This window comes from Peribacillus frigoritolerans (genome assembly GCF_040250305.1).
GTDB lineage: Bacteria > Bacillota > Bacilli > Bacillales > DSM-1321 > Peribacillus.
The window spans coordinates 4,061,709-4,087,920 of record NZ_CP158190.1 but is presented as its reverse complement, the minus strand read 5'-3'; the positions used below and the strand labels follow the sequence as shown (position 1 = coordinate 4,087,920).

Annotated in this window: 25 protein-coding genes; 19 read left to right on the top strand and 6 right to left on the bottom strand. The window is 43.4% G+C overall.

The features are described 5' to 3' along the window. The first annotated feature begins 317 nt into the window (after positions 1-317). The 4 genes from ABOA58_RS20000 to ABOA58_RS19985 all read left to right on the top strand — a co-directional run bounded on the left by ABOA58_RS20000 (position 318) and on the right by ABOA58_RS19985 (position 4,251). Complete coding sequence (locus tag ABOA58_RS20000) at positions 318-1,304, top strand: class I SAM-dependent methyltransferase (RefSeq protein ID WP_137018157.1); 987 nt, start codon at positions 318-320, stop codon at positions 1,302-1,304. 177 nt (positions 1,305-1,481) lie between these two features. Next, positions 1,482-2,687 carry an acetate kinase gene (locus ABOA58_RS19995; RefSeq protein WP_350299704.1) on the top strand — a complete coding sequence of 402 codons (1,206 nt, stop codon included), beginning with the start codon at positions 1,482-1,484 and terminating at the stop codon, positions 2,685-2,687. Between the two features lie 212 nt (positions 2,688-2,899). Next, positions 2,900-3,742, top strand: coding sequence for an EcsC family protein (locus ABOA58_RS19990; protein ID WP_350299703.1), 843 nt, complete (start codon positions 2,900-2,902; stop codon positions 3,740-3,742). Beyond that, the gene (locus tag ABOA58_RS19985; RefSeq protein ID WP_350299702.1) at positions 3,739-4,251 is read left to right on the top strand and encodes a MogA/MoaB family molybdenum cofactor biosynthesis protein; all 513 of its coding nucleotides are present in this window, start codon (positions 3,739-3,741) and stop codon (positions 4,249-4,251) included. The genes ABOA58_RS19990 and ABOA58_RS19985 overlap by 4 nt, the downstream gene beginning before the upstream one ends. 58 nt (positions 4,252-4,309) lie before the next feature. On the opposite strand, the gene ABOA58_RS19980 is transcribed toward ABOA58_RS19985, so the two are convergent. Next, positions 4,310-4,624, bottom strand: coding sequence for a hypothetical protein (locus ABOA58_RS19980; RefSeq protein ID WP_350299701.1), 315 nt, complete (start codon positions 4,622-4,624; stop codon positions 4,310-4,312). 212 nt (positions 4,625-4,836) lie between these two features. Here ABOA58_RS19980 and ABOA58_RS19975 point away from each other — a divergent pair, with 212 nt between their 5' ends. Further along, positions 4,837-6,042 carry an argininosuccinate synthase gene (locus ABOA58_RS19975; RefSeq protein WP_048681084.1) on the top strand — a complete coding sequence of 402 codons (1,206 nt, stop codon included), beginning with the start codon at positions 4,837-4,839 and terminating at the stop codon, positions 6,040-6,042. Beyond that, on the top strand, positions 6,039-7,418 hold the full coding sequence (argH, locus tag ABOA58_RS19970) for an argininosuccinate lyase (RefSeq protein WP_350299700.1): 1,380 nt from the start codon (positions 6,039-6,041) through the stop codon (positions 7,416-7,418). The genes ABOA58_RS19975 and argH overlap by 4 nt, the downstream gene beginning before the upstream one ends. A gap of 57 nt (positions 7,419-7,475) precedes the next feature. On the opposite strand, the gene ABOA58_RS19965 is transcribed toward argH, so the two are convergent. Then, the gene (locus ABOA58_RS19965) at positions 7,476-7,910 is read right to left on the bottom strand and encodes a universal stress protein (RefSeq protein ID WP_214791049.1); all 435 of its coding nucleotides are present in this window, start codon (positions 7,908-7,910) and stop codon (positions 7,476-7,478) included. A gap of 252 nt (positions 7,911-8,162) precedes the next feature. Here ABOA58_RS19965 and ABOA58_RS19960 point away from each other — a divergent pair, with 252 nt between their 5' ends. Further along, entirely contained in the window at positions 8,163-8,732 is a 570-nt protein-coding gene (locus tag ABOA58_RS19960; RefSeq protein WP_350299699.1) for a hypothetical protein, read from the top strand. A gap of 81 nt (positions 8,733-8,813) precedes the next feature. Here the strand turns inward: ABOA58_RS19960 and ABOA58_RS19955 are convergent, their stop codons facing one another. Beyond that, positions 8,814-9,911, bottom strand: coding sequence for a M24 family metallopeptidase (locus ABOA58_RS19955; RefSeq protein ID WP_350299698.1), 1,098 nt, complete (start codon positions 9,909-9,911; stop codon positions 8,814-8,816). A gap of 119 nt (positions 9,912-10,030) precedes the next feature. Between ABOA58_RS19955 and ABOA58_RS19950 the strand changes: the two genes are divergently transcribed. The 3 genes from ABOA58_RS19950 to ABOA58_RS19940 all read left to right on the top strand — a co-directional run bounded on the left by ABOA58_RS19950 (position 10,031) and on the right by ABOA58_RS19940 (position 12,524). After that, positions 10,031-10,711: a metal-dependent hydrolase gene (locus tag ABOA58_RS19950; protein WP_350299697.1), complete on the top strand. Its 681-nt coding sequence runs from the start codon at positions 10,031-10,033 to the stop codon at positions 10,709-10,711. A 197-nt stretch (positions 10,712-10,908) separates the two neighbouring features. Continuing rightward, positions 10,909-11,133, top strand: a complete 225-nt coding sequence (locus tag ABOA58_RS19945) for a hypothetical protein (RefSeq protein WP_350299696.1) — start codon at positions 10,909-10,911, stop codon at positions 11,131-11,133. A gap of 71 nt (positions 11,134-11,204) precedes the next feature. Further along, positions 11,205-12,524 carry a DRTGG domain-containing protein gene (locus ABOA58_RS19940; RefSeq protein WP_137018167.1) on the top strand — a complete coding sequence of 440 codons (1,320 nt, stop codon included), beginning with the start codon at positions 11,205-11,207 and terminating at the stop codon, positions 12,522-12,524. Positions 12,525-12,550: 26 nt separating this feature from the next. On the opposite strand, the gene ABOA58_RS19935 is transcribed toward ABOA58_RS19940, so the two are convergent. Continuing rightward, the gene (locus tag ABOA58_RS19935; RefSeq protein ID WP_034309143.1) at positions 12,551-12,853 is read right to left on the bottom strand and encodes a YtpI family protein; all 303 of its coding nucleotides are present in this window, start codon (positions 12,851-12,853) and stop codon (positions 12,551-12,553) included. 168 nt (positions 12,854-13,021) lie between these two features. Between ABOA58_RS19935 and ABOA58_RS19930 the strand changes: the two genes are divergently transcribed. Next, on the top strand, positions 13,022-13,960 hold the full coding sequence (locus tag ABOA58_RS19930; RefSeq protein WP_350299695.1) for a DHH family phosphoesterase: 939 nt from the start codon (positions 13,022-13,024) through the stop codon (positions 13,958-13,960). Positions 13,961-14,028: 68 nt separating this feature from the next. Here ABOA58_RS19930 and ytrI read toward each other — a convergent pair whose 3' ends face one another. Further along, the gene (gene ytrI / locus ABOA58_RS19925) at positions 14,029-14,532 is read right to left on the bottom strand and encodes a sporulation membrane protein YtrI (RefSeq protein WP_350299694.1); all 504 of its coding nucleotides are present in this window, start codon (positions 14,530-14,532) and stop codon (positions 14,029-14,031) included. Beyond that, positions 14,529-14,864 (bottom strand): YtrH family sporulation protein, encoded by a 336-nt coding sequence (locus ABOA58_RS19920; protein WP_034309135.1) that lies wholly within the window; start codon positions 14,862-14,864, stop codon positions 14,529-14,531. The genes ytrI and ABOA58_RS19920 overlap by 4 nt, the downstream gene beginning before the upstream one ends. A gap of 182 nt (positions 14,865-15,046) precedes the next feature. Between ABOA58_RS19920 and dnaE the strand changes: the two genes are divergently transcribed. From dnaE to ABOA58_RS19880, 8 genes are all read left to right on the top strand, one after another. Then, entirely contained in the window at positions 15,047-18,406 is a 3,360-nt protein-coding gene (gene dnaE, locus ABOA58_RS19915; protein ID WP_350299693.1) for a DNA polymerase III subunit alpha, read from the top strand. Between the two features lie 112 nt (positions 18,407-18,518). Further along, positions 18,519-19,760, top strand: coding sequence for an NAD(P)-dependent malic enzyme (locus ABOA58_RS19910; RefSeq protein ID WP_350299692.1), 1,242 nt, complete (start codon positions 18,519-18,521; stop codon positions 19,758-19,760). A gap of 5 nt (positions 19,761-19,765) precedes the next feature. Then, entirely contained in the window at positions 19,766-20,395 is a 630-nt protein-coding gene (locus ABOA58_RS19905) for a FadR/GntR family transcriptional regulator (RefSeq protein ID WP_350299691.1), read from the top strand. 90 nt (positions 20,396-20,485) lie between these two features. Then, positions 20,486-21,349 carry an acetyl-CoA carboxylase, carboxyltransferase subunit beta gene (accD, locus tag ABOA58_RS19900; RefSeq protein ID WP_230176751.1) on the top strand — a complete coding sequence of 288 codons (864 nt, stop codon included), beginning with the start codon at positions 20,486-20,488 and terminating at the stop codon, positions 21,347-21,349. Further along, positions 21,346-22,344, top strand: a complete 999-nt coding sequence (accA, locus tag ABOA58_RS19895) for an acetyl-CoA carboxylase carboxyl transferase subunit alpha (RefSeq protein ID WP_350299690.1) — start codon at positions 21,346-21,348, stop codon at positions 22,342-22,344. Before accD ends, accA begins: the two co-directional genes overlap by 4 nt. A 280-nt stretch (positions 22,345-22,624) precedes the next feature. After that, positions 22,625-23,584, top strand: coding sequence for a 6-phosphofructokinase (pfkA, locus tag ABOA58_RS19890; protein ID WP_350299689.1), 960 nt, complete (start codon positions 22,625-22,627; stop codon positions 23,582-23,584). Positions 23,585-23,703: 119 nt separating this feature from the next. Next, positions 23,704-25,464 (top strand): pyruvate kinase, encoded by a 1,761-nt coding sequence (gene pyk / locus ABOA58_RS19885; RefSeq protein ID WP_350299688.1) that lies wholly within the window; start codon positions 23,704-23,706, stop codon positions 25,462-25,464. 82 nt (positions 25,465-25,546) lie between these two features. Further along, positions 25,547-25,939, top strand: a complete 393-nt coding sequence (locus ABOA58_RS19880) for an FxsA family protein (protein ID WP_034309123.1) — start codon at positions 25,547-25,549, stop codon at positions 25,937-25,939. Positions 25,940-26,212: the final 273 nt, after the last annotated feature.

The window sequence follows — 26,212 nt, the reverse complement described above, 5'->3', positions numbered from 1 at the left end:
ATTGGAACATAAGGTACGAGACTCCTGCGGGAAAAGCGTGTCTAGGGGAGACCCCGCAGGCGCAAGCCGAGGGCAGACCGCCCGCGGAAAGCGAGTGCCTGAAGTGGAAATCAACGTCCAAATTTTACACCTTGTATTTAATTTACCTTTTACTTACTCATGGTTAAAATTTTGCGCGAGAGATTCCTTATATGCGGAATTTCAAAACGGAAAACGGTACGTTAAATAATCGAAGAATGATAAGCAGGACGTACGGCTTGTATCTCTTTCTTCTTACCTTTAAAATAGGGACAGAAGCAAACAGGAGGAATTAATAAGTGAAGTCTACCCCAGTTGAACAATTATTTTATGAATTTGATGAAACAGCCCAAATATTGCAAAGTGAACTATCATGTACGTATCTGGATGCCTTAGGTGAAACGGGCGAGAATTTCTTCGAAGGGAAAGTCCTGCAGGAGGAAATCAGTGAAGTATCGAAAAAAAGGTTAGTGAAGCATTATGCAGATTTTTCACCAGAGAAATATGAAAAAGAAGCAATCCGAAAAGCGTACCAGCTTGCCATTTTAAAAGGCATGCAGCAGAGCGTTCAGCCGAATCATCATATGACTCCTGATGCAGTCGGCATGTTCGTCAGTTATTTAGTCGGTAAATTCACAAAGGATCAAAAAGAGATAGTCATGCTCGATCCAGCCATCGGAACGGGGAACTTACTATTTGCGATCTTGAATCAACTTACTGATAAAAACATCGCTTCATATGGTGTCGAGATTGACGAAACCTTGATCAGGCTTGCTTATGCAGGTGCCAACCTGCAAGAACACCCGCTGCAATTTTTTAACCAGGACAGCCTGGAGCCGCTTTTCATCGATCCTTCCGATGTTGTGGTCAGTGATTTGCCGATTGGTTATTATCCGAATGATGTACGTGCAGCTGAATATGAATTGAAGGCCGATAAGGGACATTCGTATGCACACCATTTGTTTATTGAACAAGGTGTTAAACATGCGAAGGATGGCGGACATCTATTCTTCATTGTCCCGAATAACCTGTTCGTCTCGGAGGAAGCGCCGAAACTCAATGATTTTCTGAAGAAGCATACACATATCCAAGGGATGGTGCAATTGCCGCTTTCCATGTTTAAAAGTGAAGCGGCTGCGAAAAGCATCCTGATCCTTCAAAAGAAAAAAGAGGGTATCGAAGCACCGAAGAAGGCATTGCTCGTACAGCTTCCGAAGTTGTCGGATTTCGAAGCGACCAGGTCTGTCATGCAACAGATGGACGATTGGTTTAAAGAGGAAAAATAGACAATGAAAGCTGATGCCCCGGGCATTGGCTTTCATTTTTTTATTTGAGAGTGATTATTTGCAATTATTCATTAATATTTGGTTGAATTCGCTTGTCATGATAAGATTGTACAATATACTGCACGTTTCGTTGAGATAACATTGGAAGAACTAGCTTAGAGAAAAGGAGCAGGATGGATGTCAAAAATCATGGCTATTAATGCGGGCAGCTCTTCATTGAAGTTTCAGCTTTTTGAGATGCCTAGTGAAAAAGTAATTACAAAAGGTCTTGTTGAGAGAATCGGCTTGAAAGATTCCGCATTTACTTTAAGCTTCGAAGGCGAAAAGGTATCTGAAACGATGGATATACCAAATCATGAAGTGGCTGTAGGGCTTTTATTGGAAAAGCTGATTGACCATCGCATCATTGACTCCTTTGAAGAGATAGAAAGCGTAGGGCATCGGGTGGTGCATGGCGGTGAGGTATTCAGCGAATCGGTCTTGATTACGGAGGATGTAATAGAGGAAATCGAAAAGCTTTCCGAGTTGGCGCCCCTTCATAATCCCGCCAATATCACCGGGATCAAAGCCTTCAGGCAAGCACTGGGTGATGTGCCAGCGGTTGCGGTATTCGACACTGCCTTCCATCAAACGATGGCAGCAGGTTCCTATTTGTACAGCTTGCCTCTTGAATATTATGAAAAATACGGAATAAGGAAGTATGGGTTTCATGGTACTTCACATAAATATGTATCACAGCGGGCAGCCGTAATGATTGGCCGCCCAATTGAACAGCTTCGATTGATATCGTGCCATTTAGGGAATGGTGCAAGCATCACGGCCATAAAGGGCGGCAAATCAATTGATACATCAATGGGATTTACACCATTGGCCGGTGTTACTATGGGAACTCGTTCAGGGAACATCGACCCTGCATTGATTCCTTATATCATGGAGAAGACGGGTAAAACAGCAGATGAAGTTCTGGATGTCCTGAATAAGAAAAGCGGCATCCTGGCCCTTTCCGGTTTTTCCAGCGACCTGCGCGATATTCAAGTTGAAGCGGATAAAGGCAATGAGCGGGCTGAACTCGCACTTAAAGTATTCGCAGACCGAATTCACAAGTACATTGGCTCCTATTCAGCTAAAATGGGAGGTGTGGATGGCATCATTTTTACAGCGGGCATCGGTGAAAACAGTCAAACCATTAGGGGGCGAATCTTGGAGGGACTTGAATTCATGGGGGTATATTGGGATAAGGATCTCAATCGCACCTCGGGCAAGGAAGCGTTCATCAATGCACCCTATTCCCCTGTAAAAGTCATGGTCATCCCCACTAATGAAGAAATCATGATTGTCAGGGATACCATGAAAATAGCTTTGAGCGAGACTAGGAAAACATGACTTCCTGTTTTTTTATAATGATCCCCTTATCCCTCTGGTAAGGGGTCTTTCCCATAAAATTTCCTCCTTGAAATCCGACTCCTCATGGAGTTTATGCCCATGCAGCCAATCCCCATTAATACTGAATTCCCATCATCCGTTCTCTGAAAAGCTGTCCTCTATGGTATACTTAAGGGAGAATCCACCAATTCTGTACATAGGAGGCTTGATGCATGGAATTCACGAACCGGGAAATGAAAATTTGGAATGAAATTAGTGAATGGCAGGAAAAGCTTTATCAATATGAGCCCACGGACCTTGCTGCTTTGTATGATAAATGGTTGGAGCAGGGGTTTGCCCTGCTTCCTGAAAACGTCCAACAACAGTTTTTTGAAAAGCTGGATACCTGGCTTTTTCATTTACATGCCATGGTTCAGAGCTCACAAGTTCAAATAGATGCAAGAGAGCGGATTTTAGCATCTGCGCGCGTGTTTAATGAAGATATCGAAACGCTGAGTGATTTGAATCACTTATCGATCGATCAGTTGAATTACATAGCCAATCAGCATATCGCTAAGCATCGCTTATATTCATTTGCACAGGGCGGGATGAGCGGATCAGGAGGCCTGCTTCTGCTAGGGAGCGATATTCCGGCCATGACGGTCATCAATGTCAGGATCGTACAGCTTATTGCGATGTCTTATGGTGTCGAGGTGAATACGCCGTTTGAAATGATGCTGGCCCTTAAGGTATTCAATGCAGGAGCGATGCCAAAGAGGCTCCAAGGAATAGCGTGGGAAGAATTGATCCGCGAGGTCCAGACCGCAGAAGATGACTATTTTTATTTAGGAATCGAAGAACTGACAAACCCTACCTGGATGGAACAGCCTCTGAAGCAGCTGTTGAAAGCATTATCCATTACTGTTTTTCGAAAAAAACTGGTTCGGGGCATACCGTTCATCAGCATGGCCATCGGGGCTGGATCCAATTATCAAATGACCCGGAGTGTCAGTGAATTTGCCCAGAAGTTCTATCAATATCGTTATTTACTGGAGAAGAAGGCTGATGAAGAATGAGTGTCAAGAATCATAAAAAAGCCGTCACGGAGGCAGTTCGCTGCATGGTGATAACCGTCAGCGATACACGTAATGAAGAAACGGATAAAAGTGGAGCACTGATGATGGAATTGCTGAAATCGAATGGTCATGAAGTGAATGAATATGTAATCGTTAAAGATGAGCGGAAAGCGATTCAGGATGCGGTCACTTCTGGCAGCCAAATCAGCAAGGTCGATGTCATATTAACAAATGGTGGCACTGGCATCGCCAATAGGGATGTAACGATCGAGGCGGTCAAAGAGTTGATGACCAAGGAAATTCCCGGTTTTGGCGAGATTTTTCGAATGCTCAGTTATCAAGAGGATATCGGGTCTGCCGCCATTCTATCCAGGGCGATTGCCGGAGTCGTGAACAATAAAGCCGTTTTTTCCACCCCAGGCTCATCAGGGGCGGTTCGGCTTGCGATGAATAAATTGATTCTTCCGGAATTGGGACATGTCGTTGGTGAACTTCGCAAGGATTTATAAGAGGGATGCAAAAAAAGCCACAGTTTTAAACTGTGGCTTTTTTTGCATGGAATAGGCCTTAATTATGCATCTTTTCCGTCACGGCTTGATTGGCACGATACCAAAGCCATAAATCATTGATGATGGAAGCAAGTTCCGCAATTTCGGAATTGAGCTGGCATGATTTGGCGAAATTACTTTCATCCGAGAGCCGAAACTGCTTTCGGTTAATGGTGGATTCCAGTTCCTTGATGCGGTCCGGGATGCTTCCCCGGATATTCTCCCAGTGTACGAGTATTTGCTGTTGCTCGCCTTTTGTATATTCATCCCACTCCAGATTCAAATCGGGAATTGAGATGCCAAGCCGTTCATCAAAGGTAAATAGTTCTTTCATATGCCCTCCACTTTTCGATTTATCATACTCCTAGTTTACTATATTCCCGCGGAAGCATCCAATGTGTAAATTCACTAAATTATTAGCGGATTATTTAGCAAAATCTTTAAAATACCCCTTGTATTCCTTTAATAAAGATGATAAAGTACTAATCATAGATTGAATAAAAATAACAAACGATGAATTTTTATTCACACGAAAGGACGATGGAAATGGAAAATCAAAAAGTTGTTTTAGCATATTCCGGAGGTTTGGATACTTCCGTTGCAATTAAATGGTTACAAGATCAAGGGTACGAAGTTGTGGCATGCTGCTTGGATGTCGGAGAAGGGAAAGATTTGGACTTCATTAAAGAAAAAGCGATCACTGTTGGTGCGGTAAGTTCCTATGTCATTGATGCGAAGGACGAATTCGCTGATGAATTCGCATTGACGGCTCTTCAGGCACATACTTTGTATGAAGGGAAATATCCATTGGTATCGGCTTTATCACGTCCGCTGATCGCGAAGAAATTAGTGGAAGTGGCTGAAGCGGAAAACGCGGTAGCCGTTGCACACGGTTGTACGGGAAAAGGAAATGACCAAGTGCGTTTCGAAGTATCCATCTCCGCATTGAACCCTAATTTGCAAGTTCTTGCACCTGTTCGTGACTGGAAATGGTCTCGTGAAGAGGAGATTGAATATGCAGCGAAAAATGGCATTCCCGTTCCGATTGGCATGGCGAGCCCATTCTCGATTGACCAAAACCTTTGGGGAAGAAGTAACGAATGCGGAATCCTGGAAGATCCTTGGGCAGCTCCGCCGGAAGAGGCCTATGATTTGACTACAAGCCTTGAATGTACGCCAGATACTGCCGATATCATTGAAATTGGTTTTGAACAAGGTGTGCCGGTTACATTGAATGATAAAAACTATAAATTGGCTGACCTGATCGTCGAGTTGAATCAAATTGCCGGCAAACACGGAGTAGGGCGTATCGATCACGTTGAAAATAGATTAGTAGGAATCAAATCACGTGAAGTCTATGAAGCACCTGGTGCGATGACATTGATAGCTGCACACAAAGAACTTGAAGATATCACGCTTGTAAAAGAATTGGCTCACTTCAAACCGGTGATCGAGAAGAAAATGACTGAATTGATTTATGAAGGACTTTGGTTCTCACCGCTTCAAAAAGCTTTGGCTGCATTCCTGAAAGAAACACAAGTGAATGTAACGGGTACGGTCCGTGTCAAACTATTCAAAGGTCATGCGATTGTTGAAGGAAGAAAATCCGAATACTCCCTATATGACGAAAAATTGGCTACCTATACAAAAGCAGACGAATTCGATCATGATGCAGCAGTTGGATTCATTAAATTATGGGGACTTCCAACGAAAGTGAACAGCATGGTCAATAACAAGAAGGTGACAGTGTGAGCAGCAAGCTTTGGGGAGGAAGATTCACGAAATCCGCCGAAGAATGGGTAGATGAGTTTGGAGCTTCCATTTCCTTTGACCAGGAACTTGTCCTTGAAGATATTCAAGGCAGTTTAGCTCATGTAACCATGTTAAAGCAATGCAGCATTTTACCTGAAGAAGATGCGGATCAGATCATTGCAGGTCTGAAAAGTTTACAGGAAAAGGCTGAGAAGGGTGAATTGACTTTTAAGGTTGAGATGGAAGATATCCATCTTAACCTGGAAAGTATGCTAATAAGCGAAATCGGTCCAGTTGGCGGAAAGCTTCATACAGGAAGAAGCCGTAATGACCAAGTTGCGACCGACCTTCATCTGTATATGCGGAACCAAACGAAAGTGATTCTGGAACTCATCAATGATTTGCAAATATCGATTTTGGGACAATCCAAGAAAAATGTGGAAACACTAATTCCAGGTTATACACATTTGCAGCGTGCACAGCCCATTTCATTTGCCCACCACTTAATGGCTTACTTTTGGATGCTTGAGCGTGATAAGCAGCGCTTCACCGAGAGTTTCAAAAGGATCAACATTTCTCCATTGGGTGCTGGGGCATTAGCTGGGACGACTTTCCCGATTGACCGTGCCCTCAGTGCGGAGCTATTGGGGTTTGAGGGAATTTACGAAAACAGTCTTGATGCTGTAAGTGATCGTGATTTTGCCATTGAATTCATGAGCAACAGTGCGACAATGATGATGCATTTATCCCGTTTCAGCGAAGAAATCATTCTCTGGTCAAGCCAGGAATTCCAATTCATTGAATTGGATGATGCCTTTTCCACGGGAAGCAGCATTATGCCGCAAAAGAAAAATCCTGATATGGCGGAATTGATCCGTGGTAAAACAGGACGGGTTTATGGGAACCTAACGGGGTTATTGACTGTTTTGAAAGGACTGCCGCTTGCTTATAACAAAGATATGCAAGAAGATAAAGAAGGCGTTTTTGATACGGTTAAGACCATTGTTGGTTCACTTAAAATATTTGCCGGCATGATTTCAACGATGAAAGTGAAAACGGACATAATGGAAAAAGCAACAAAAAATGACTTCTCGAATGCGACTGAATTAGCTGATTACCTGGCTTCAAAGGGGATGCCTTTCCGTGAGGCGCACGAAGTAGTCGGGAAGCTTGTATTGTTCTGTGTCCAGAATGGCTGCTATTTAGTCGACCTGAGCATTGAACAATTCAAGGAAGCTTCCGATTTGTTTGATCATGATATTTATGATGCATTAAATCCTTATGAGGCAGTTAAACGCCGTAACAGTGCGGGCGGTACAGGTTTTGCCCAAGTCCTGCTGGCGATTGAAAAAGCGGAAAAACTGGTAAGTGAATAACAGGAAAAAGCTCGTTCACCAATTTGGCGAACGAGCTTTTTATATCATTTTCTTTTATCAATTCGTACGCACGACCATTACATCACAGTTAGAATGGCGAACTATGCCTTCCGACACGCTGCCGATAAGGAAACGTTCGACTGCGTTAAGGCCCGTTGCACCGCATACAATTAAATCAATCGAATGCTTTTTCGCTAAATCCCTTGGAATTTGAACTTTAGGAGAACCATAGGCAACTTCTGTTTGGACCTTTGCAATCCCGGATGCAATGGCTTCCGTTTTATACTTGTCCAATAGCTCATTGGCAAAGGTTTCAGAGTGATCACGGATAGTCATATCATAAGCTTCGACAGTAGGGAAATTCCTTGTATCCACGATATGTGTGAGCACAAGGGTAGCGTCACTGAGTTTTGCTAAATAGATTGCCTTTTTTAGGGCCCACTCTGCTTCTTCCGAACCATCCACTGCTACAAGAATATTTTTATAATCTATACTATTCAAGTGAATCTCCTCCTTCTATTTCATACCTATTATACTATGATTTACCTAATGGATCTGATTTCAATTGTAACAAATTAGCGAATGTTTTTGCCAATGATCTGGAAATTACCAAATGAAAAAAATGAATATAGCCTTATTATGATGAAAAGATAAGCACCAATCATTGCATAAGCGAAACGCTCACCTTATTTACCTTATTTATTCATTTATGGTAAATTTAATGTGAGAGGGGAGTTTTTTTCTTTGAGTGTTTCAAGAATAGTAAACTATGCATTATCTTTATACGTGCTTTTGTATGCTTTGATCTATTTCATTTATATTTTTTACATCAATTTTGTACATGTTTCAATCAGTTTAATGAGTATATCAGCACTGCTGCTTCCATTTGTTCTTTTACTATTTTTTCAATGGATTTCATGGAAATATACCGATCAGCATAATAAAAGGAAAATCAAAATTAGATTTATAGTCATATCAGGCCTTGGCTTTTCTCTTCTATTTTATTGTGTTTTTAGGTTAGGGGTAAATGAATATGAATCAAGGTTCACCACCGAAAGATGGTTAAATGATGATGAAGGAAGAGTGTACCTGGTAGATGACTTAATCAAAGATCATGAATTGATAGGCAAGACAAAAGAAGAAGTGTTCACGCTTTTAGGGTCTCCAACAGAAACGGAATATTTTAAAGAGAAAGATAATGTTGTTTATTATCTCGGTGCCGAGAGGGGAATCATAAGAATAGATAGTGAATGGCTGGTCATTTCGTTTGACGGCAGTGATAAAGCAATGAAGTATGATCTGCGGACCGATTAGTTGAAATGTTGAATAAATACCCCCGTCTTAAATGAAGGCGGGGGTATCCGGGTTTCGTTATATTAAATGGTTATTTCATTATCACTTTATGATTTGCAGGCTCTTCGGGAATTTGGTCAAAACCTCACAGCCTGCATCCGTGATCAATAGATCATCTTCAATCCTTACGCCTGCAACATTCGGAACATATATGCCAGGTTCGATCGTATAAACCATTCCGGATTGAAGTTTTAGAGAATTCGTTTCAGTCAAGGATGGATACTCATGGACGCTGATCCCAAGTCCGTGACCGAGCCTGTGCGGGAAGAATTCACCGTATCCCTTATTGCTGATGATGTTTCTGGCCGTCAAGTCTATCTCGGAACAGGATACACCAGGTTTACTGGCTGCAACGGCAGCTTCTTGTGCTTTAAGTACAGTTTCATATATTTCTGCCTGTTTATCATTGATATCTCCGTATGCGACCGTTCTAGTGATGTCAGAGCAGTACCCTTCATGAACGACGCCAAGGTCAAAGAGGACGAGGTCGCCGCGTTGAACCTTCGTATTCCCAGGTGTGCCATGTGGGGAAGCGCCATTTTTGCCAGTCAGGACCATGGTGGAAAAAGACATTTGGCTGACTCCTGCCTTTTTCAATTCGAATTCTATCGCTGCAAGGATTTCCATTTCCGTTTTACCTTCATGAATTTCGTTGACACCCACTTCAATCGCAAAGTCGGCAAGGCGGCATGCTTCACGGATTTTGACCATTTCATCTTCCGACTTGATCATTCGCATCCTTTGAAGTTTTTCTTCTGCGGAAACGAGCTTTGGAGCGCTGAAGTGTTGTTGGACCTTTTCATAACGCTCTACATTCATATGCTCTTTTTCAATGGCCATTTTATGAATGGATACCCCGCGATTCTCCACTGCTTGCTTAACTTTTCCCCAAGGATCTTCGATGTCGGTGTATCCAATGATATCTCCATCCCATCCAGCCTGTTTAGCATCCGGAACTTCCATCTGCGGGCAGACAAGGAATGGTTCGGCATTTGCAAAAATGGCAAGTGCCAGCAGTCTTTCATGAGGATCACTAAAAAACCCGCTTAAATAGAAGATGCTCTCTGTAGATGTAAGTAAAGCGGCTTCAGCCTCATTCGCCTGTAGCCAATTTTGTAGTTCTGTCAAACGTTCATTCATGACGATACCTCCATTAATAAGATATAATTACCATAGCAATATTTAAAAGTATAGTAAATGGGAAAGGCCTAAGAAAGCTACCTAAAAAAATTAGTGGGTATGGGAAGGGAGCAGCAAAAATGAAAGTATCTTTTCATGGACATGCAGTTGTAAAAGTTGAAACGAATGGTAAAACGATTTTAATCGATCCATTCATTACTGGAAACGAATTGACCGATTTGAATGTAGAAGATGTGAAACCGGATGTGATCATCTTAACACATGGCCATAATGACCATGTCGGTGATACGGTTGAATTGGCCAAAAGGGATGATGCACTTGTCATCGGCATTGCAGAGATTGCCGACTACCTGGGTGCTCAAGGAGTCAGGACCCACGGGATGAGCATCGGAGGAGCTTTCGAGTTCGACTTTGGAAAAGTGAAACTGACGCCAGCATTCCATGGAACGGGATTCAATAACGGAGATGGGCAAATCATTTATTTAGGAATGCCTGCTGGCGTATTGCTTACGATAGAAGGGAAAACGATCTATCATGCAGGGGATACAGCGGTATTTTCCGATATGAAATTGATCGGTGAGCGACATCCGATTGACTTGGCATTCTTGCCAATCGGCGACAATTACACCATGGGCCCGGAAGATGCAGCACTTGCAGCGAAATTCCTACAAGCCAAACAAGTCGTGCCGATTCATTACAATACTTTCCCTGTCATCAAACAGGATCCTGAAAAATTCATGGACTTGCTTGAAGAGGGAAATGGACTGATCATGGAAGCCGGGGATGAAATAGACTTTTAAAAGAAGCGGGAGCCTTTAGAGCTTCCGTTTTTTATGTGTATCGTGTGGGTTGACCGGCTGAAATGACGGGTCTTCCCAGCAGCATTTCCTTTCACGCAGGTTATTACAGCAATCGGAAAGTAAAGTCTCGTTTTGCAGCCAAGTCTTTTTTCCTTTCAAAGGCATAAAATGAATAGATGAAAAAAAGGGGGGATTGGATGAAACAGAGGTTATTACTGTGTTTGCTTCTATGCGGTGTGATGCTGTATTATGCCGTACCGCGTTTGTCGTTGGAAAGTGGCGGTCTGGAGGCGCTGTTTGCTGGATCCTGGCTGTTGTTTGCATTGTTGGCGGTAGCTGGAAACTTGACGGGCATACTATATTCTCCTAAGAAACAAAAGGTAAAACGACAGCCGGAATACAAAAGGTTGCGCCAATACTAGTAGTTGTTTGATAAACTAGGCTCTTTGACCTTATAATGGAGAATAGGAATACCGTGAAAAGGGTGAAGCGCTTGGCTACAAAGCATGAACAAATATTGAAACATATCGATGGGCTCCCTGTCGGCGAAAAGATTTCCGTCCGTCAAATAGCGAAAGCATTGAATGTTAGTGAAGGTACGGCATACCGGGCAATTAAAGAGGCGGAGAACCAGGGCTACGTGAGCTCTATTGAGCGGGTAGGCACGATCCGCATTGAGAAAAAGAAAAAAGAGAATATTGAAAAGCTCACTTTCGCAGAGGTAGTCAATATTGTTGACGGACAAGTTCTGGGCGGGAAAACGGGACTTCATAAGACATTAAATAAATTCGTCATCGGGGCGATGAAGCTGGATGCCATGATGAGATATACGGGTGCAGGAAACCTGCTGATCGTCGGGAACCGTACACAGGCCCACGAGCACGCGTTAAAAGCGGGTGCAGCAGTGCTGATCACCGGGGGATTCGATACGGAAGAGCCCGTTAAAAGGTTAGCCGATGAATTGGAGATGCCAGTCATCTCAACAAGTTACGATACGTTTACCGTCGCAACGATGATCAATCGGGCAATCTATGACCAATTGATCAAAAAGGAAATCTTGCTGGTGGAGGATATTTTGACACCCGTACAGGAAACGACCTTTTTAACGGTGGGTGACCGGGTTCAGACTTGGCATGAACTGAATCAGGAATCCGGGCATAGCCGTTTCCCTGTTGTCGATGACAATATGAAGGTTCAAGGAATGGTCACATCAAAAGATATCATCGGACAGGAAGAGTTGACGCTCATTGATAAGGTGATGACGAAAAACCCGATGACCGTAGGCGATAAAATGAGTGTGGCATCTTCTGCACATATGATGGTTTGGGAAGGGATTGAGTTAATCCCGGTCGTGAATGACAGTCATATCCTCAAGGGTATCGTGAGCAGGCAGGATGTCCTGAAGGCACTGCAAATGAGCCAAAGGCAGCCTCAGGTCGGCGAAACGATCGACGATACAATCACAAGCCAGCTTGTGATGACTTCGAATCGGGGCAAGGGCGAGGAAGTGTATAACTATGGAGTCACCCCGCAGATGACCAATTACCTTGGGACCATTTCAAGCGGTGTGTTCACGACATTGGTCACCGACTCAGCAAATCGTGCACTTCGAAGCTATAAGCGCGGTGACTTGGTCGTGGAAAACATGACGATCTATTTCATCAAGCCAGTCCAGATCGACAGTACGCTTGAAATCCATCCGCGTGTCCTCGATGTAGGACGTAAATTCGGAAAAGTGGATGTTGAAGTGTTTAACCAAGGCAAACTAGTCGGCAAGGCGATGTTGACTTGCCAATTGCTCGACCGATCATAAAAATAAAAAGGATAATCGAATTTCGATTATCCTTTTTGATTCGCAGCTTCTTCGATTGCATGCGGCAAATAAAATTTATACATTTTATAGCCGCCCCAAATACTGAATAGGCCAACGAAGATGAAAACGGCAGCAATGATATAAGTGATGGTCGTGTGGAATAGAAAAAGCTGATTGATTCCGAATAGTGCGACAAACGCACCGAGGGCAATGGAAGACTTCCCTGAAATCCACTTTTTCTCCATCGGCATTCTGGTTCGGACCGATTTGATTTTATAAAACAGATAGACCCCTAATGAAAGAACGATCAAGGTGACAAGAATAGGCATCGTTTGAAATTCCCCCAATTTAACATATGTACCTTTTTATTGTAGCGGGAAATGAAAGAGAATGCCACAGTAAACAAGATGAGTCTTCCTATTTCCGCAATTTTTTGATTAAATGAAATATATCATCTTTATTAGGCTCGATAATACATATGTTAAGGGGAGATCTATATGAAAGCTGAAATATTAGCAGATATAAAGCGTTATGATACTATCATTCTCCATCGTCATGTCCGTCCAGATCCGGACGCTTATGGTTCACAGGGAGGATTGGCGGAAATCCTGAAAGCATCTTTCCCCGAAAAGCGAATTTTTACGGTCGGGAAAGAAGAACCGTCATTGAATTACTTAAGAAGGTTAGATGTGATTTCGGATGAAACATATGAAGGTGCTCTCGTCATCGTTTGTGATACCGCAAATACGGACCGGATTTGTGATGTACGGTACACAAGGGGGGATAAACTGATTAAGATCGATCATCATCCCAATGAAGATCCATATGGCGATATGCGCTGGGTCGATACATCGGCAAGTTCGACAAGTGAAATGATTTATGAGTTTTACCAGTTCGGGAAAGAGGAAGGCTTGAAGATGAGTGATGAAGCGGCACGCCTTCTATATGCAGGCATTGTTGGCGATACAGGTCGTTTCCTATTCCAAAGTACGACTGAAAAGACATTTGCCTATGCCAGTGAGTTGATTCACTACTCGTTCTCCCGCCCCCAGTTATATCAGGAGATGTATGACGTCGAGGAAAGCATAGTCCGGTTGAATGGCTATGTGCTGCAGCATTTTGAAATCCTTCCATATGGAACGGGGAAAATGATCATCACAAAAGATATACTTGAAAAATTCCATGCTTCTACATCTGAGGCATCTCAGCTCGTTTCCTCACTCGGTTCGATTAAAAATGTTAAGTCTTGGGTCTTCTTCATTGAAGAGGATAAAGAAATCAGAGTCCGTTTCCGTTCTAAAGGACCAATCATCAATACGATTGCCCGTAAATATAACGGCGGAGGCCACCCGCTTGCAGCAGGGGCGTCGATTCATTCCTGGGATGAAGTGGATAATATCCTTGCCGACATGGAAGAGTTGAATAAAGCGGAATGAAAAAACTTAAAGACCAAATCGCATATGATTTGGTCTTTAAATTTGGTAGAAATCAATTAAGCCAACATCTAAGAAGTAGTCCTTTTTAGTTTGATTTCAATATTCATTTTCGTATAAAACATGATCTCGACGACTTCAAGTCGATAGCGCTTTTTATTGATGGTCACGATCTTATTTTCTATCGATTTTTTCAAAAGCACCTTTCCGTCATAGACACTGGCGACATCTTTGGCGAGAAGAGAGGAAAGGTCGTCCTCAATCACATCCTCCGCTTCTGCAATGCTCAGCCGATCCAGACTGTATTTTTCATTCGTGATGGTTACTTCCACTTCCTGAATCGTCAGGATTTCCTCGTTTTTCTCGTTCAATTTTTTATAATCCTGCTCCCAAATTGCGATTTCCCCGTTTAAATCCTTGATCTCTTCTCTTTGTTCGTGAAGGGTCCGGATCTGCTTTTCCTGCTGGACACCATGCATATAAAAGAAAATCACCCAGCTGATCAATCCGCCAAGTGCGGCTCCGGCAAAAAAACGCTGCCAGGTGGGAGACCTGTGATAGGGAGGAATTCTCATGGTGAAATATGCTCTTGCGTGAACCAGTTTATGATCAGTGCTCCTGTCTGTGCCCCTCCAAGTGCAGATAGAATCAATAGGACCTGCTTGACTATATCCTTCGTTTCTCCGTGGAAAATACCGCGTTCGAAATTATAGACCATATCAAAAGTACCCCCGATCGCAGCGACAATGGCCCAAATACGAAGGCTGTCCGACAGCCGGAATACAGTCGTCATCGGGGCTTGTCCAGTAAAAAAAGCCGCAAGGCCCCCGATTATCGAGCCGCCAAGCAATACGCCAAGCGATATGAAAAAGCTGTTGAGAAAGGCTGGAACAAAGGCTTCATTCATATATCATCATCCTTTTTTGCTTGATATTCTTCTATTCCATATATATGGGAAGTTCAGAGGTAATATGATAGTCGCCGGAAATCAGGAAGTTAAATTGCATTGGTAATGAGAACATATTTTCTTTTTTTGAAATAAACACTATAATGAAAAGAAACATGCCTTACAAAGGTGGGAGAAAAAACGTGTATACTCATCTCCATATTCAGAGCGGATACAGCCTGCTGACAAGTACGGTGAAGATCACTGAACTTGTGGCCAAAGCGAAAGCGGATGGCTGTACAAGTCTTGCCTTAACCGATCGAAATGTTATGTACGGTTCGGTCTATTTTTATAAAGAATGCAAGAGACAGGGTATAAAGCCGATCATCGGCATACTTGCGGATGTCCTTGATGAACGGGAATCGTCACATGGACTTCTTTTATTGGCAAAAAGTCTGCAAGGATATCAAAACCTGCTTAAAATAAGCAGTGCCATAAAAACGAAATCCCCGTCAGGCATTCCGATGAATTGGCTAAAAGCCTATTCCAGGGGTTTGATTGCAATCACACCGGGTGCGGAGGGGCAAATAGAAACGCTATTGAGAGAAGAAAAACCTGAAGAAGCCAAACAGGCAGCAGGGCGATTTATGGAAATTTTTGGTCATGATGATTTTTATGTATCCATACAGAGACTTTCGATTGCGGATGAGGAAAGAGGTAACGAAGCTATAAGTCAGCTGGCGAGAGATTTAGAGATAAAGATTGTCGCGACGAATCCGGTCTATTATTTGAATGAAAGCGATGCACTCGCACAAGAAGTCCTGTTGGCAATTGGAAATGGCGACAAGCTGGCGGATGAGACGCATACGGTTCTTGAATCAGATCAATTTTATTTGAAAAGCCGGGCTCAGATGGCAGAACTATTCCATGACAGACCGGATGCACTCGAAAATACACTACATATTGCCGCGCAATGCAATCTGGAAATTCCATTTCATCGTTCACTGCTGCCTAAGTACCCTACTGAAGATGGAGTCACAGCCGAGGAAATGCTCGAAGCCATCTGTTTCCAGGGATTGAAGAAAAGATTGCCGGAGCCATCCATTCAATATGAAGAGCGCCTACGATATGAATTGGATGTCATCACCAAGATGAAATTTAGCGATTACTTTTTAATCGTTTGGGATTTCATGAAATTCGCTAAGGACCATCAAATCCTGACTGGTCCTGGAAGGGGCTCTGCCGCCGGATCGATGGTTGCTTATGTCCTGTCGATCACGGATGTCGATCCAATCGAACATTCCTTGCTGTTCGAGCGTTTCCTGAATCCGGAACGTGTCTCGATGCCGGATATCGACATTGACTTTCCGGATAACCGCCGCGAAGAAGTGATTGCCTATGTCGCGAAGAAGTACGGGGAACTTCATGTAGCACAAATCATTACATTCGGAACATTGGCTGCCAAGGCTGCGTTAAGGGACACAGGACGTGTTTTCGGCTTGAATTCAAAGGAACAGGAAGCGGTATCGAAAATGATTCCAGGCCGTATGGGCATCACGCTTCCCGAGGCTTTCAAGGAATCGAAAAGGCTCAGGGAATTCGTTAATGAGAGTGACCTGAATCAAAAACTTTTTCAAACCGCGTTATTGCTTGAAGGTCTGCCTCGCCATGCTTCGACTCATGCTGCCGGCGTCGTCATCAGCGACCAAGCACTGACCGAGCATATTCCGATTCAGGGAGGGCATGACGGAATCCATTTGACTCAATATCCAATGGACCTTCTCGAAGAACTGGGACTTCTTAAAATGGATTTTCTTGGACTTCGCAATTTAACGCTCATCGATAATATTCTAAATAACATTAAAAAGGGAACGGGGAAAAAGCTCGACTTGTCCCATATCCCGATGGATGACCCCGAGACGCTAGCCCTTTTAGGGAGAGGGGAAACAACCGGGGTGTTTCAATTCGAATCGGATGGCATCCGAAAGGTTTTGATCAAGCTTAAACCGAACCGATTCGAGGATATCGTCGCGGTCAATGCCCTATATCGTCCAGGTCCGATGGAAAATATACCGCTGTTCATCGAGAGAAAACATGGACTGGCTCCGATTGATTACCTTCACGAGGATTTGAAGGATATCCTCGAGCCTACATACGGGGTCATCGTATATCAAGAACAAATCATGCAAATTGCCTCCCGTTTAGCCGGGTTTTCACTAGGGGAGGCTGACCTGCTCCGCCGTGCCGTTTCCAAGAAGAAGAAGGATGTACTGGATCAAGAGCGGCAGCATTTCGTGAGCGGCTCATTGAAACAAGGATATTCCGAAAAAACGGCAGATGAGATTTATTCCTTGATTGTCCGCTTCGCTAACTACGGATTCAACCGAAGCCATGCGGTGGCGTATAGTTTCATCGCTTATCAGCTTGGTTACTTGAAAACCCACCATCCGGAATATTTCATGGCAGCACTCTTGACATCGGTCGTCGGGAATGATGAAAAGATTTCGCAATATATCCGTGAAGCAAAAAAGAAAGGGATATCGGTTCTGCCTCCCTCGATTAACCGGAGCGGATACCCGTTTTTATCGGAAAAGGAAGGGATCCGTTATAGCCTTGGAGCCATAAAAGGGATAGGCGGTACGGTCCTGAAAGAAATATTTGCTGCGAGGAGGCAGAAGAAGTTCGCTGATTTATTCGATTTCTGTTTGCGCGTTTCAGGGAAAATCGTAAATAGGAAAGTGTTGGAGGCGCTTGTGCATTCAGGTGCATTTGATGAATTCGGTGAAGACCGGGCAACATTGTTGGCGAGCTTGGACGTAGCGATCAATCATACGGAATTGGTTAATCCGGATGATGACCTATTCGATATGTTTTCGGATGGCGAGTTTTCACTCAAACCGAAATACAACCGGGTCGATCCCATCCCTATCGAGCACAAACTCTCATTGGAAAAAAGCGCATTGGGGCTTTATCTGTCGAATCATCCGGTGACAAGCTACAGAGAACTTTTTCAGCACTTCGGATGCTTGACCATAGATGAAGCTACCGATAAAAAGGAATCAAAAGTCTTACTTGGCGCATACATTACGTCGGTTAAAACAATAAGGACAAAAAAGGGCGATGTGATGGCTTTCTTGAGTGTTAGTGATGAAGAGGGGGATATTGAAGCGGTCGTTTTTCCAAATGTTTATAAAAACCACTCTGCCGACTTGAATCATGGACAACTCGTTATGCTGCAAGGAACATTGGAAGAGCGGGATGGAAAAACACAGCTCCTGATCAGGAACGTATACCCGCTTGAAAAAGTGAAGCAGATGAAAGAGGAACAGAACGGAACGATATTCCTGAAAATTGAGGCCGGCAAGCAAACGAAGGATACACTGCAAAAAATAAAAAAAATTTTAACGCAGCATAGCGGTGAAACCAAGGTCATGCTTTTTTACGAGAGGGAAAACCGCTATGTACAGCTATCTTATTGGGATTGGGTCAATCCTTCAGATAGTCTGATGCAGGCATTATTTGACTTGGTCGGAAAAGGGAATGTGGTTTACAAGAAAGAATAACTGTTTTACAACTTTAATAGTTATGTTATATTGAAAACAGGCCGCTGTGGTCTGACCACTAGATTTCAGCATATAAGATATGGGTTATCCAATTTGTTTTAGGAGTGAAACTATGACATTAAGAGAAGAAGCATTGCATATGCACCGCTTGAATCAAGGAAAATTAGAAACAGTTTCGAAAGTACCGGTACGGAATGCAGTAGATTTAAGCCTGGCTTACTCTCCTGGTGTCGCAGAACCGTGTAAAGATATTTACGATAAGCCGGAAACCGTCTATGACTATACAATGAAGGGGAATACTGTTGCCGTTATTTCTGATGGAACGGCTGTGTTGGGACTTGGAAACATCGGTCCGGAAGCTGCTATGCCGGTTATGGAAGGAAAAGCCGTATTATTTAAAAGTTTCGCTGGAGTGGACGCTTTCCCAATCTGTTTAAAAACGACGGATGTGGACAAAATTGTAGAGACCGTTAAATTACTCGAACCGACTTTCGGCGGAGTGAACTTAGAGGACATAGCCGCACCAAATTGTTTTGAAATTGAGGAACGACTCAAGAAAGAAATGAATATTCCTGTTTTTCATGATGATCAGCACGGTACAGCCATTGTTACTGTTGCCGGTCTAGTGAACGCGTTACGACTTGTGAATAAATCAATGTCGGAAATAAAAGTGGTGGCGAATGGAGCAGGCGCTGCGGGCATTGCCATCATTAAATTGCTTTATAGCTATGGAGTTCGTGACATCATCATGTGTGATACGAAGGGTGCCATTTATGAGGGCCGTTCGACAGGTATGAATGATACAAAAGAACAAGTGGCGAAAGTCACCAATCGAAATAAGATTTCAGGACCTTTGGAAACTGTCATTCAAAACGCTGATGTATTTATCGGTGTTTCTGCCGCAGGTGCATTGACAAAAGAAATGGTTTCTTCGATGAATCGGGATGCGATCATTTTCGCGATGGCTAATCCAGATCCGGAAATCATGCCGGAAGATGCGAAAGCAGCGGGTGCCAAGGTTGTAGGAACAGGCCGTTCGGATTTCCCGAATCAGGTCAATAACGTCCTTGCTTTCCCAGGGATTTTCCGTGGTGCCTTGGATGTACGTGCAACACATATCAATGAAAAAATGAAGGTTGCTGCAGTACAAGCCATTGCCGGTTTAATACAGGAACATGAGTTAAACGAAGACTACGTTATCCCTGCTCCATTTGATGAGAGGGTAGCACCTGCCGTTGCGGCTGCTGTTGCCAAGGCAGCGATGGAAACGGGAGTGGCTAGAATTAATGTGAATCCCGAGGAAATTAAAGAAAAAACAAGGAAATTAGCGATCATTGGAAAAAGTGAGGAATAATTAATTTGGCAGGTCGTACATCTTCATCCAAAATTTATCTCGATGTAGTTGAGAGCCTACGTAGCATGATTGAAGCGGACAGCCTCCTGCCGGGAGATAAAATCCCATCAGAACGGGAGTTATCGGATCGTTTTAATGTAGGCCGTTCCTCTGTCCGTGAAGCATTGCGTGCCTTAGAGCTATTAGGATTAATAGAAACAAGGCGTGGTGAAGGGACGTTTATCAGGGATTTCCAGGAGCATAAGCTAGTCGAGCTTCTGGGAACCTTTTTTTTGCAAGATAAAAAAGTACAAGAAGATTTGTCTGAGACGAAAAGGCTGATTGAAATTGACTGTTTGCGGATCGTCGCCTTTTTCGCTACGGCTGAGGACATCAAAAGATTAATGGTCTGGGTCAAAGCGGATGAGTTTCATGATGATGATTTCTTTTTAAGGATTGCCATTTTGAATCGCAATCGATTGCTGGAAAGAATTTGGCGCATTGTCAACAGCTATGCTAGAACATCAGAGATGGTACAGGGTAATGTGAAAAAAGAAGATTATCTGTCACTTCTTACATATTTGCTCGAACGTGATGAAGAAAAAGCCATCGAAACGTATCTTATTAGAATTAGAAATATGTCGAAGGTCGAGTGACACCTTTTTACACGATACTAATTTTATTTCTGATATAGTTTGTACCAAGTATCATAAAATAGATAATTGGTGGTAAAGGGAGGATTAAGCTTGCTTAAAGAGCTATTTGCGAAGTCTAAGAAGAAATATGCAACGGTTCCTTTAGATCGGGAGAAACAAGATGTACCAGAAGGGATCATGACAAAGTGCACCGGCTGTAAAAAAATCATGTATACAAAAGAATTGGTGAAAAACAAGAAAGTTTGTTTACATTGCGGGCATCACCATCCGATGTCTTCCCATGAGCGCATCGAATTTTTATTCGACGCCGGCAGTTTTAATGAATTTGATAAAGAAATGATTTCCGTTAACCCGCTTGAATTTCCGGATTACTTAGAAAAATTGGAAAAAGATAGAAAGAAAGCCAAGATTAATGAGGCGGTTGTCACAGGAGTTGGAAGCATCAATGGGTACCAAGTTTCAACAGCCATAATGGATTCGAATTTCCGGATGGGGAGCATGGGCTCCGTTGTTGGGGAAAAAATTACCCGTGCCATCGAACGTGCAGGTGAATTGAAGATTCCGTTCATCATATTTACGGCATCAGGCGGCGCTCGGATGCAGGAGGGTGTTTTAAGCTTGATGCAAATGGCAAAGACAAGTGCAGCACTTAAGATATTCAGCAATGAAGGCGGGCTGATCATATCAATGATGACCCATCCTACCACAGGTGGGGTTTCGGCAAGTTTCGCATCACTTGGCGATATTAACCTAGCCGAACCTGGAGCCCTTATTGGTTTTGCGGGAAGACGGATCATTGAACAGACGATCCATGAAGAGCTTCCTGAAGATTTCCAAACGGCTGAATTCTTGATGAAACACGGCCAATTGGATGCGGTCGTCAAACGGACGGAAATGAAGGAAACCTTGACGACGATCCTTAAAATCCATGCCCCGGGCGGTGAGTGGTTATGATTTACGAATTGGAGTTCGAGCGTCCCATTACGGACCTCAGAAATAAGATTAAAGAGCTAAAGTCTATTTCGAAGGATGCTGATGTAGACCTTACCGCTGAAATCGAAACATTGGAAAAGCGTTTAGAGAAGCTGGAAGTGGATATTTATAACCATCTTAAACCGTGGGATCGCGTTCAGATTGCCCGGCATCCAGCACGTCCGACGACGCTTGATTACATTCCGCTATTATTCAATGACTTCATCGAGTTTCATGGTGATCGTTATTATGGGGATGATGAAGCGATTGTCGCTGGAATCGCGCAATTTGATGGACTTGCCGTGACGGTCATCGGCCATCAACGAGGTAAGGATACGAAGGAAAACATCCGTCGTAACTTTGGCATGCCCCATCCTGAAGGCTATCGAAAAGCATTGCGTCTGATGAAACAGGCTGAAAAATTCAACCGGCCGATCATTTGTTTCATTGATACGAAGGGAGCTTTCCCTGGTAAAGCTGCTGAAGAGCGCGGGCAAAGTGAAGCCATTGCGAAAAACCTTTTCGAAATGGCAGGGCTGAAGGTACCGGTCATCAGTATAGTCATCGGTGAAGGCGGAAGCGGAGGTGCATTGGCACTTGGCGTCGGAGACCGAATTTTCATGCTTGAGAACTCAACATATTCGGTAATTTCCCCTGAAGGGGCTGCAGCCTTGCTGTGGAAGGATGCCTCCCAGGCTAAGAGGGCTGCGGAATCGATGAAAATCACGGCTCCCGACTTAAACCGCTTAGGAGTCATCGATGAGATCATTCCTGAAGTGAGGGGCGGCGCCCATCGGGATTCGAATTTACAGGCTGAAGCCATCAAGGATATCCTGAAACGTTCATTCAATGAACTTCTGCCATTGAATAGTGATGATCTTATCAACCAGCGTTATATGAAATTCAAGAAAATCGGTGAATATGAATTTGCAAAACAACCTGAGGGCGAACCTAAGGAAGTGGAACAGCATTCATAAACACATATTGTAAATGGAAAAACGTGCTGCCTGGGGCAACACGTTTTTTCATCCTTTCATGGGCGCATATGTATTCATTACCGAAACGAGTAAAGAATATGGTTTGTGTGTAGAATGTAAACTTTTACGCCATTTTACTTCAATTTCTGAAGAGAATCGGTTAGGCTTATAACATCAAGTGAGCATAAGTGAAACAAGTTACTGCTTATTGAAGCTTGAAAAAGGGTACAATGATATAATAAAGCTTGAAATTGATTAGTGCTGTAGAGAGGTGACATTTATGAAAAGAATAGGTGTATTGACAAGTGGAGGAGATTCTCCAGGCATGAATGCGGCAGTCCGAGCGGTTGTCCGGAAAGCAATTTTTCATGAAATTGAGGTCTTCGGGATTTATCATGGTTATCAGGGTTTAATAAATGGAAATATAAAGAAGCTTGAACTTGGGTCGGTCGGGGATATCATTCATCGAGGCGGCACGATGTTACATACGGCTCGCTGTCCGGAATTTAAGACAGAGGAAGGCCAGCTGAAAGCGATTGAACAATTGAATAAACTTGGTATCGAGGGCATTGTCATAATTGGTGGCGATGGTTCATACCGCGGAGCAAAAGCTTTAACGGAAAGGGGCTTTCCTTGTATCGGAGTTCCTGGAACAATTGATAATGACATACCGGGTACGGACTTTACGATTGGTTTCGATACGGCCCTGAATACAGTCATCGATGCTATCGATAAAATTCGGGATACGGCTACTTCTCATGAAAGGACTTATGTGGTTGAAGTGATGGGAAGAGATGCCGGCGATATTGCGCTTTGGGCTGGATTGGCTGGCGGAGCTGAAACGATTCTTTGTCCTGAATATGAATATGATATAGATGATTTGATTGGGAAGCTGAACCGCGGACATGACCGAGGGAAAAAGCACAGTATCATCATTGTAGCTGAAGGCGTTGGAAGTGCCGTTGATATCTCCAGGAGTATTGAGGCGAAAGCAGGAATTGAAACCCGTGTAACTGTCCTGGGCCATGTTCAGCGCGGAGGATCTCCTTCGGCTAATGACCGGGTATTGGCAAGCCGCCTTGGAGCAAAAGCGGTTGAATTGCTTCTTGAAGGAAAAGGAGGCAGGGCTGTAGGGATAGAACAAAATCAACTTGTTGATTATGATATCATCGAAGCTCTTGCTAAACCGCATACAATTGACAAGAAGATGTATGATTTATCTGCAGAGCTATCGATTTAATCATTATTGATAGGAATTGGTTTTAAAGAATTGGGTATTTAAATAGAAGACATAAAACACTGCGCCCCTGTCTTCAAAAGGTGGACAGGCGGCGAGTTTTCCTTAAAGGAGGATGACACATGCGTAAAACCAAGATTGTTTGTACGATTGGACCCGCTAGTGAAAGTATAGAAAAGCTGGTTCAATTAATAGAAGCAGGGATGAATGTGGCACGTCTTAACTTTTCTCATGGAAATCATGAAGAACATGCCGCTAGAATCCGCAATATCAGGGAAGCGAGCGAAAAAGCGGGTAAACAGGTTGCCATCCTATTGGATACAAAAGGACCTGAAATAAGGACAAATAATATGGAAAATGATTCTATGGAGCTTGTAGCCGGCAATGAAGTCATTATTTCCATGAATGAAGTCCTGGGAACACCTGAAAAATTCTCCATTACCTATGGAGGGCTTATGCATGATGTCCACCCAGGATCTAAAATCCTTTTGGATGATGGATTGATCGGTCTTGAGGTGTTGAAGGTAGATGAGGTAAGAAAAGAAATCCATACCAAGATCTTGAATAGCGGTACACTTAAGAACAAAAAAGGCGTGAATGTTCCTGGGGTTTCGGTTAACCTGCCGGGCATAACGGAGAAAGATGAACAGGATATCCTTTTTGGAATCGAACAGGGTATCGACTTCATTGCTGCCTCATTTGTTCGCAGGGCTTCCGACGTGCTTGAAATAAGTGAATTATTGCAGCAAAATGGAGCGGAACATATTCAAATCATCCCTAAAATCGAAAATCAAGAGGGCGTAGACCGTCTTGATGAAATTTTGGAAGTTTCCGATGGCTTGATGGTAGCACGTGGAGACTTGGGAGTGGAAATTCCTGCAGAAGAAGTTCCATTAGTCCAAAAACAAATGATCAAAAAATGTAATAATGCCGGAAAACCAGTCATAACGGCTACACAAATGCTCGATTCGATGCAGCGTAACCCAAGGCCGACCCGAGCAGAAGCAAGTGACGTGGCCAATGCCATATTTGATGGAACGGATGCAATCATGCTTTCTGGCGAAACAGCTGCTGGAACTTATCCTGTCGAAGCGGTGCAAACGATGCATAACATAGCTTCACGTGCTGAAACTGCCCTTGATTATCGGGATATATTATCAGTCAGAAGCAAAGTGAACCGTCATAATGTCACTGATGCTATTGGTCAATCCGTTGCCCATACCGCGCTTAATCTTAATGCCGGGGCAATCATCACCCCTACGGAAAGCGGCCATACGGCAAGGATGATTTCCAAATACCGCCCTAAAGCACCGATCATTGCGGTTACTTCCAATGATCATGTTTCAAGACGGCTTGCATTGGCTTGGGGAGTCTATCCGCAGATTGGTCCAAAAGCGACGACTACCGATGAAATGCTTCAAACCGCAATAGATGAAAGCTTGCATTCTGGCTTAGTTTCCCATGGGGATTTAGTCGTTATTACAGCCGGTGTTCCTGTAGGTGAAACAGGTACGACTAACTTGATGAAAATTCATGTGTTAGGAGAGGTTCTTTTGAAGGCTCAAGGAATCGGCAGGAAATCAGCTAAAGGTGAAGTGGTTATAGCCAAGAATGCCAAGGAAGCTTTGGAAAAAGTGACGGAAGGCTCTGTATTGGTTACGATCGGTTCGGACCGCGAAATGATGCCGGCGATTGAAAAGTGTGCGGCATTGATTACGGAAGAAGGCGGTTTGACAAGCCATGCAGCTGTTGTAGGAGTCACATTGGGCATACCGGTCATCGTTGGGGCTGAGGACGCGACCAAGGTTTTCACGGATGGTCAAAGAATAACAGTCGATGCAGGTCGTGGAGTCATTTATGATGGACATGCCAACGTTTTGTAAAACGAAATTTTGGCTGATTCCGTGCCAATGAGGTAAGATGGATGTACCGCACCAGAAATGGGCTGTGCAGGAGGAATGTAGGATGAAATATTTTTTAATGTTTATCATTGCGATGCCGGTCGTTGAAATTATTGTCCTTTTGCTGTCAGGCAATCTCATTGGTTTTTGGCCAACGCTGTTCCTGATTGTAGCCACAGGCTTGATCGGAGCCTATTTGGCCAAACGGCAAGGGATGGAAACATGGAAAAAGGCACAGGAACAGATTCGTTACGGAATGATGCCAGGAAATGAAATCATTGATGGAATCTGTATCTTTATCGGAGCTGCACTGTTGCTGTCCCCTGGGCTCATCTCGGATATCATGGGATTGATCCTTGTGTTTCCGCCAACCCGGAATCTCCTCAAACCGATTGTTATCCGGTTTATCATGAACAGGATGAATAAAGGGAAAGTTACCATCATTCGGCATAAATAATATAAGGCTGTCTAAAGGCTCAAGCTTTTAGGCAGCCTTTTTGGTCTGGAAAAAAGGTCAATAAAAGCATCCAAATTTTTATAGGGTGCTTTTTTGCTTTTCATTAAAATGGGAGTTTCAATGTAAATGGATTTTCTCTGTTTCACCAATAAATGATAATTTCCATGAGAATGAAAGGTGTATAATAACAGGATTTAAAAATTATTAACCCCTTGGAAACATTGGTAAATCAGGCTTTTACATGCTGAAAAATCTTTTTTTAGATTTTTTAGA

Coding starts and splice junctions, on each gene's coding strand:
- ABOA58_RS19995 (WP_350299704.1), top strand. CDS start 1,482: ATGTCAAAAATCATGGCTATTAATGCGGGCAGCTCTTCATTGAAGTTT.
- ABOA58_RS19990 (WP_350299703.1), top strand. CDS start 2,900: ATGGAATTCACGAACCGGGAAATGAAAATTTGGAATGAAATTAGTGAA.
- ABOA58_RS19985 (WP_350299702.1), top strand. CDS start 3,739: ATGAGTGTCAAGAATCATAAAAAAGCCGTCACGGAGGCAGTTCGCTGC.
- ABOA58_RS19980 (WP_350299701.1), bottom strand. CDS start 4,624: ATGAAAGAACTATTTACCTTTGATGAACGGCTTGGCATCTCAATTCCC.
- ABOA58_RS19975 (WP_048681084.1), top strand. CDS start 4,837: ATGGAAAATCAAAAAGTTGTTTTAGCATATTCCGGAGGTTTGGATACT.
- ABOA58_RS19955 (WP_350299698.1), bottom strand. CDS start 9,911: ATGAATGAACGTTTGACAGAACTACAAAATTGGCTACAGGCGAATGAG.
- ABOA58_RS19950 (WP_350299697.1), top strand. CDS start 10,031: ATGAAAGTATCTTTTCATGGACATGCAGTTGTAAAAGTTGAAACGAAT.
- ABOA58_RS19945 (WP_350299696.1), top strand. CDS start 10,909: ATGAAACAGAGGTTATTACTGTGTTTGCTTCTATGCGGTGTGATGCTG.
- ABOA58_RS19935 (WP_034309143.1), bottom strand. CDS start 12,853: ATGCCTATTCTTGTCACCTTGATCGTTCTTTCATTAGGGGTCTATCTG.
- ABOA58_RS19930 (WP_350299695.1), top strand. CDS start 13,022: ATGAAAGCTGAAATATTAGCAGATATAAAGCGTTATGATACTATCATT.
- ytrI (WP_350299694.1), bottom strand. CDS start 14,532: ATGAGAATTCCTCCCTATCACAGGTCTCCCACCTGGCAGCGTTTTTTT.
- ABOA58_RS19920 (WP_034309135.1), bottom strand. CDS start 14,864: ATGAATGAAGCCTTTGTTCCAGCCTTTCTCAACAGCTTTTTCATATCG.
- ABOA58_RS19910 (WP_350299692.1), top strand. CDS start 18,519: ATGACATTAAGAGAAGAAGCATTGCATATGCACCGCTTGAATCAAGGA.
- accA (WP_350299690.1), top strand. CDS start 21,346: ATGATTTACGAATTGGAGTTCGAGCGTCCCATTACGGACCTCAGAAAT.
- pfkA (WP_350299689.1), top strand. CDS start 22,625: ATGAAAAGAATAGGTGTATTGACAAGTGGAGGAGATTCTCCAGGCATG.
- pyk (WP_350299688.1), top strand. CDS start 23,704: ATGCGTAAAACCAAGATTGTTTGTACGATTGGACCCGCTAGTGAAAGT.
- ABOA58_RS19880 (WP_034309123.1), top strand. CDS start 25,547: ATGAAATATTTTTTAATGTTTATCATTGCGATGCCGGTCGTTGAAATT.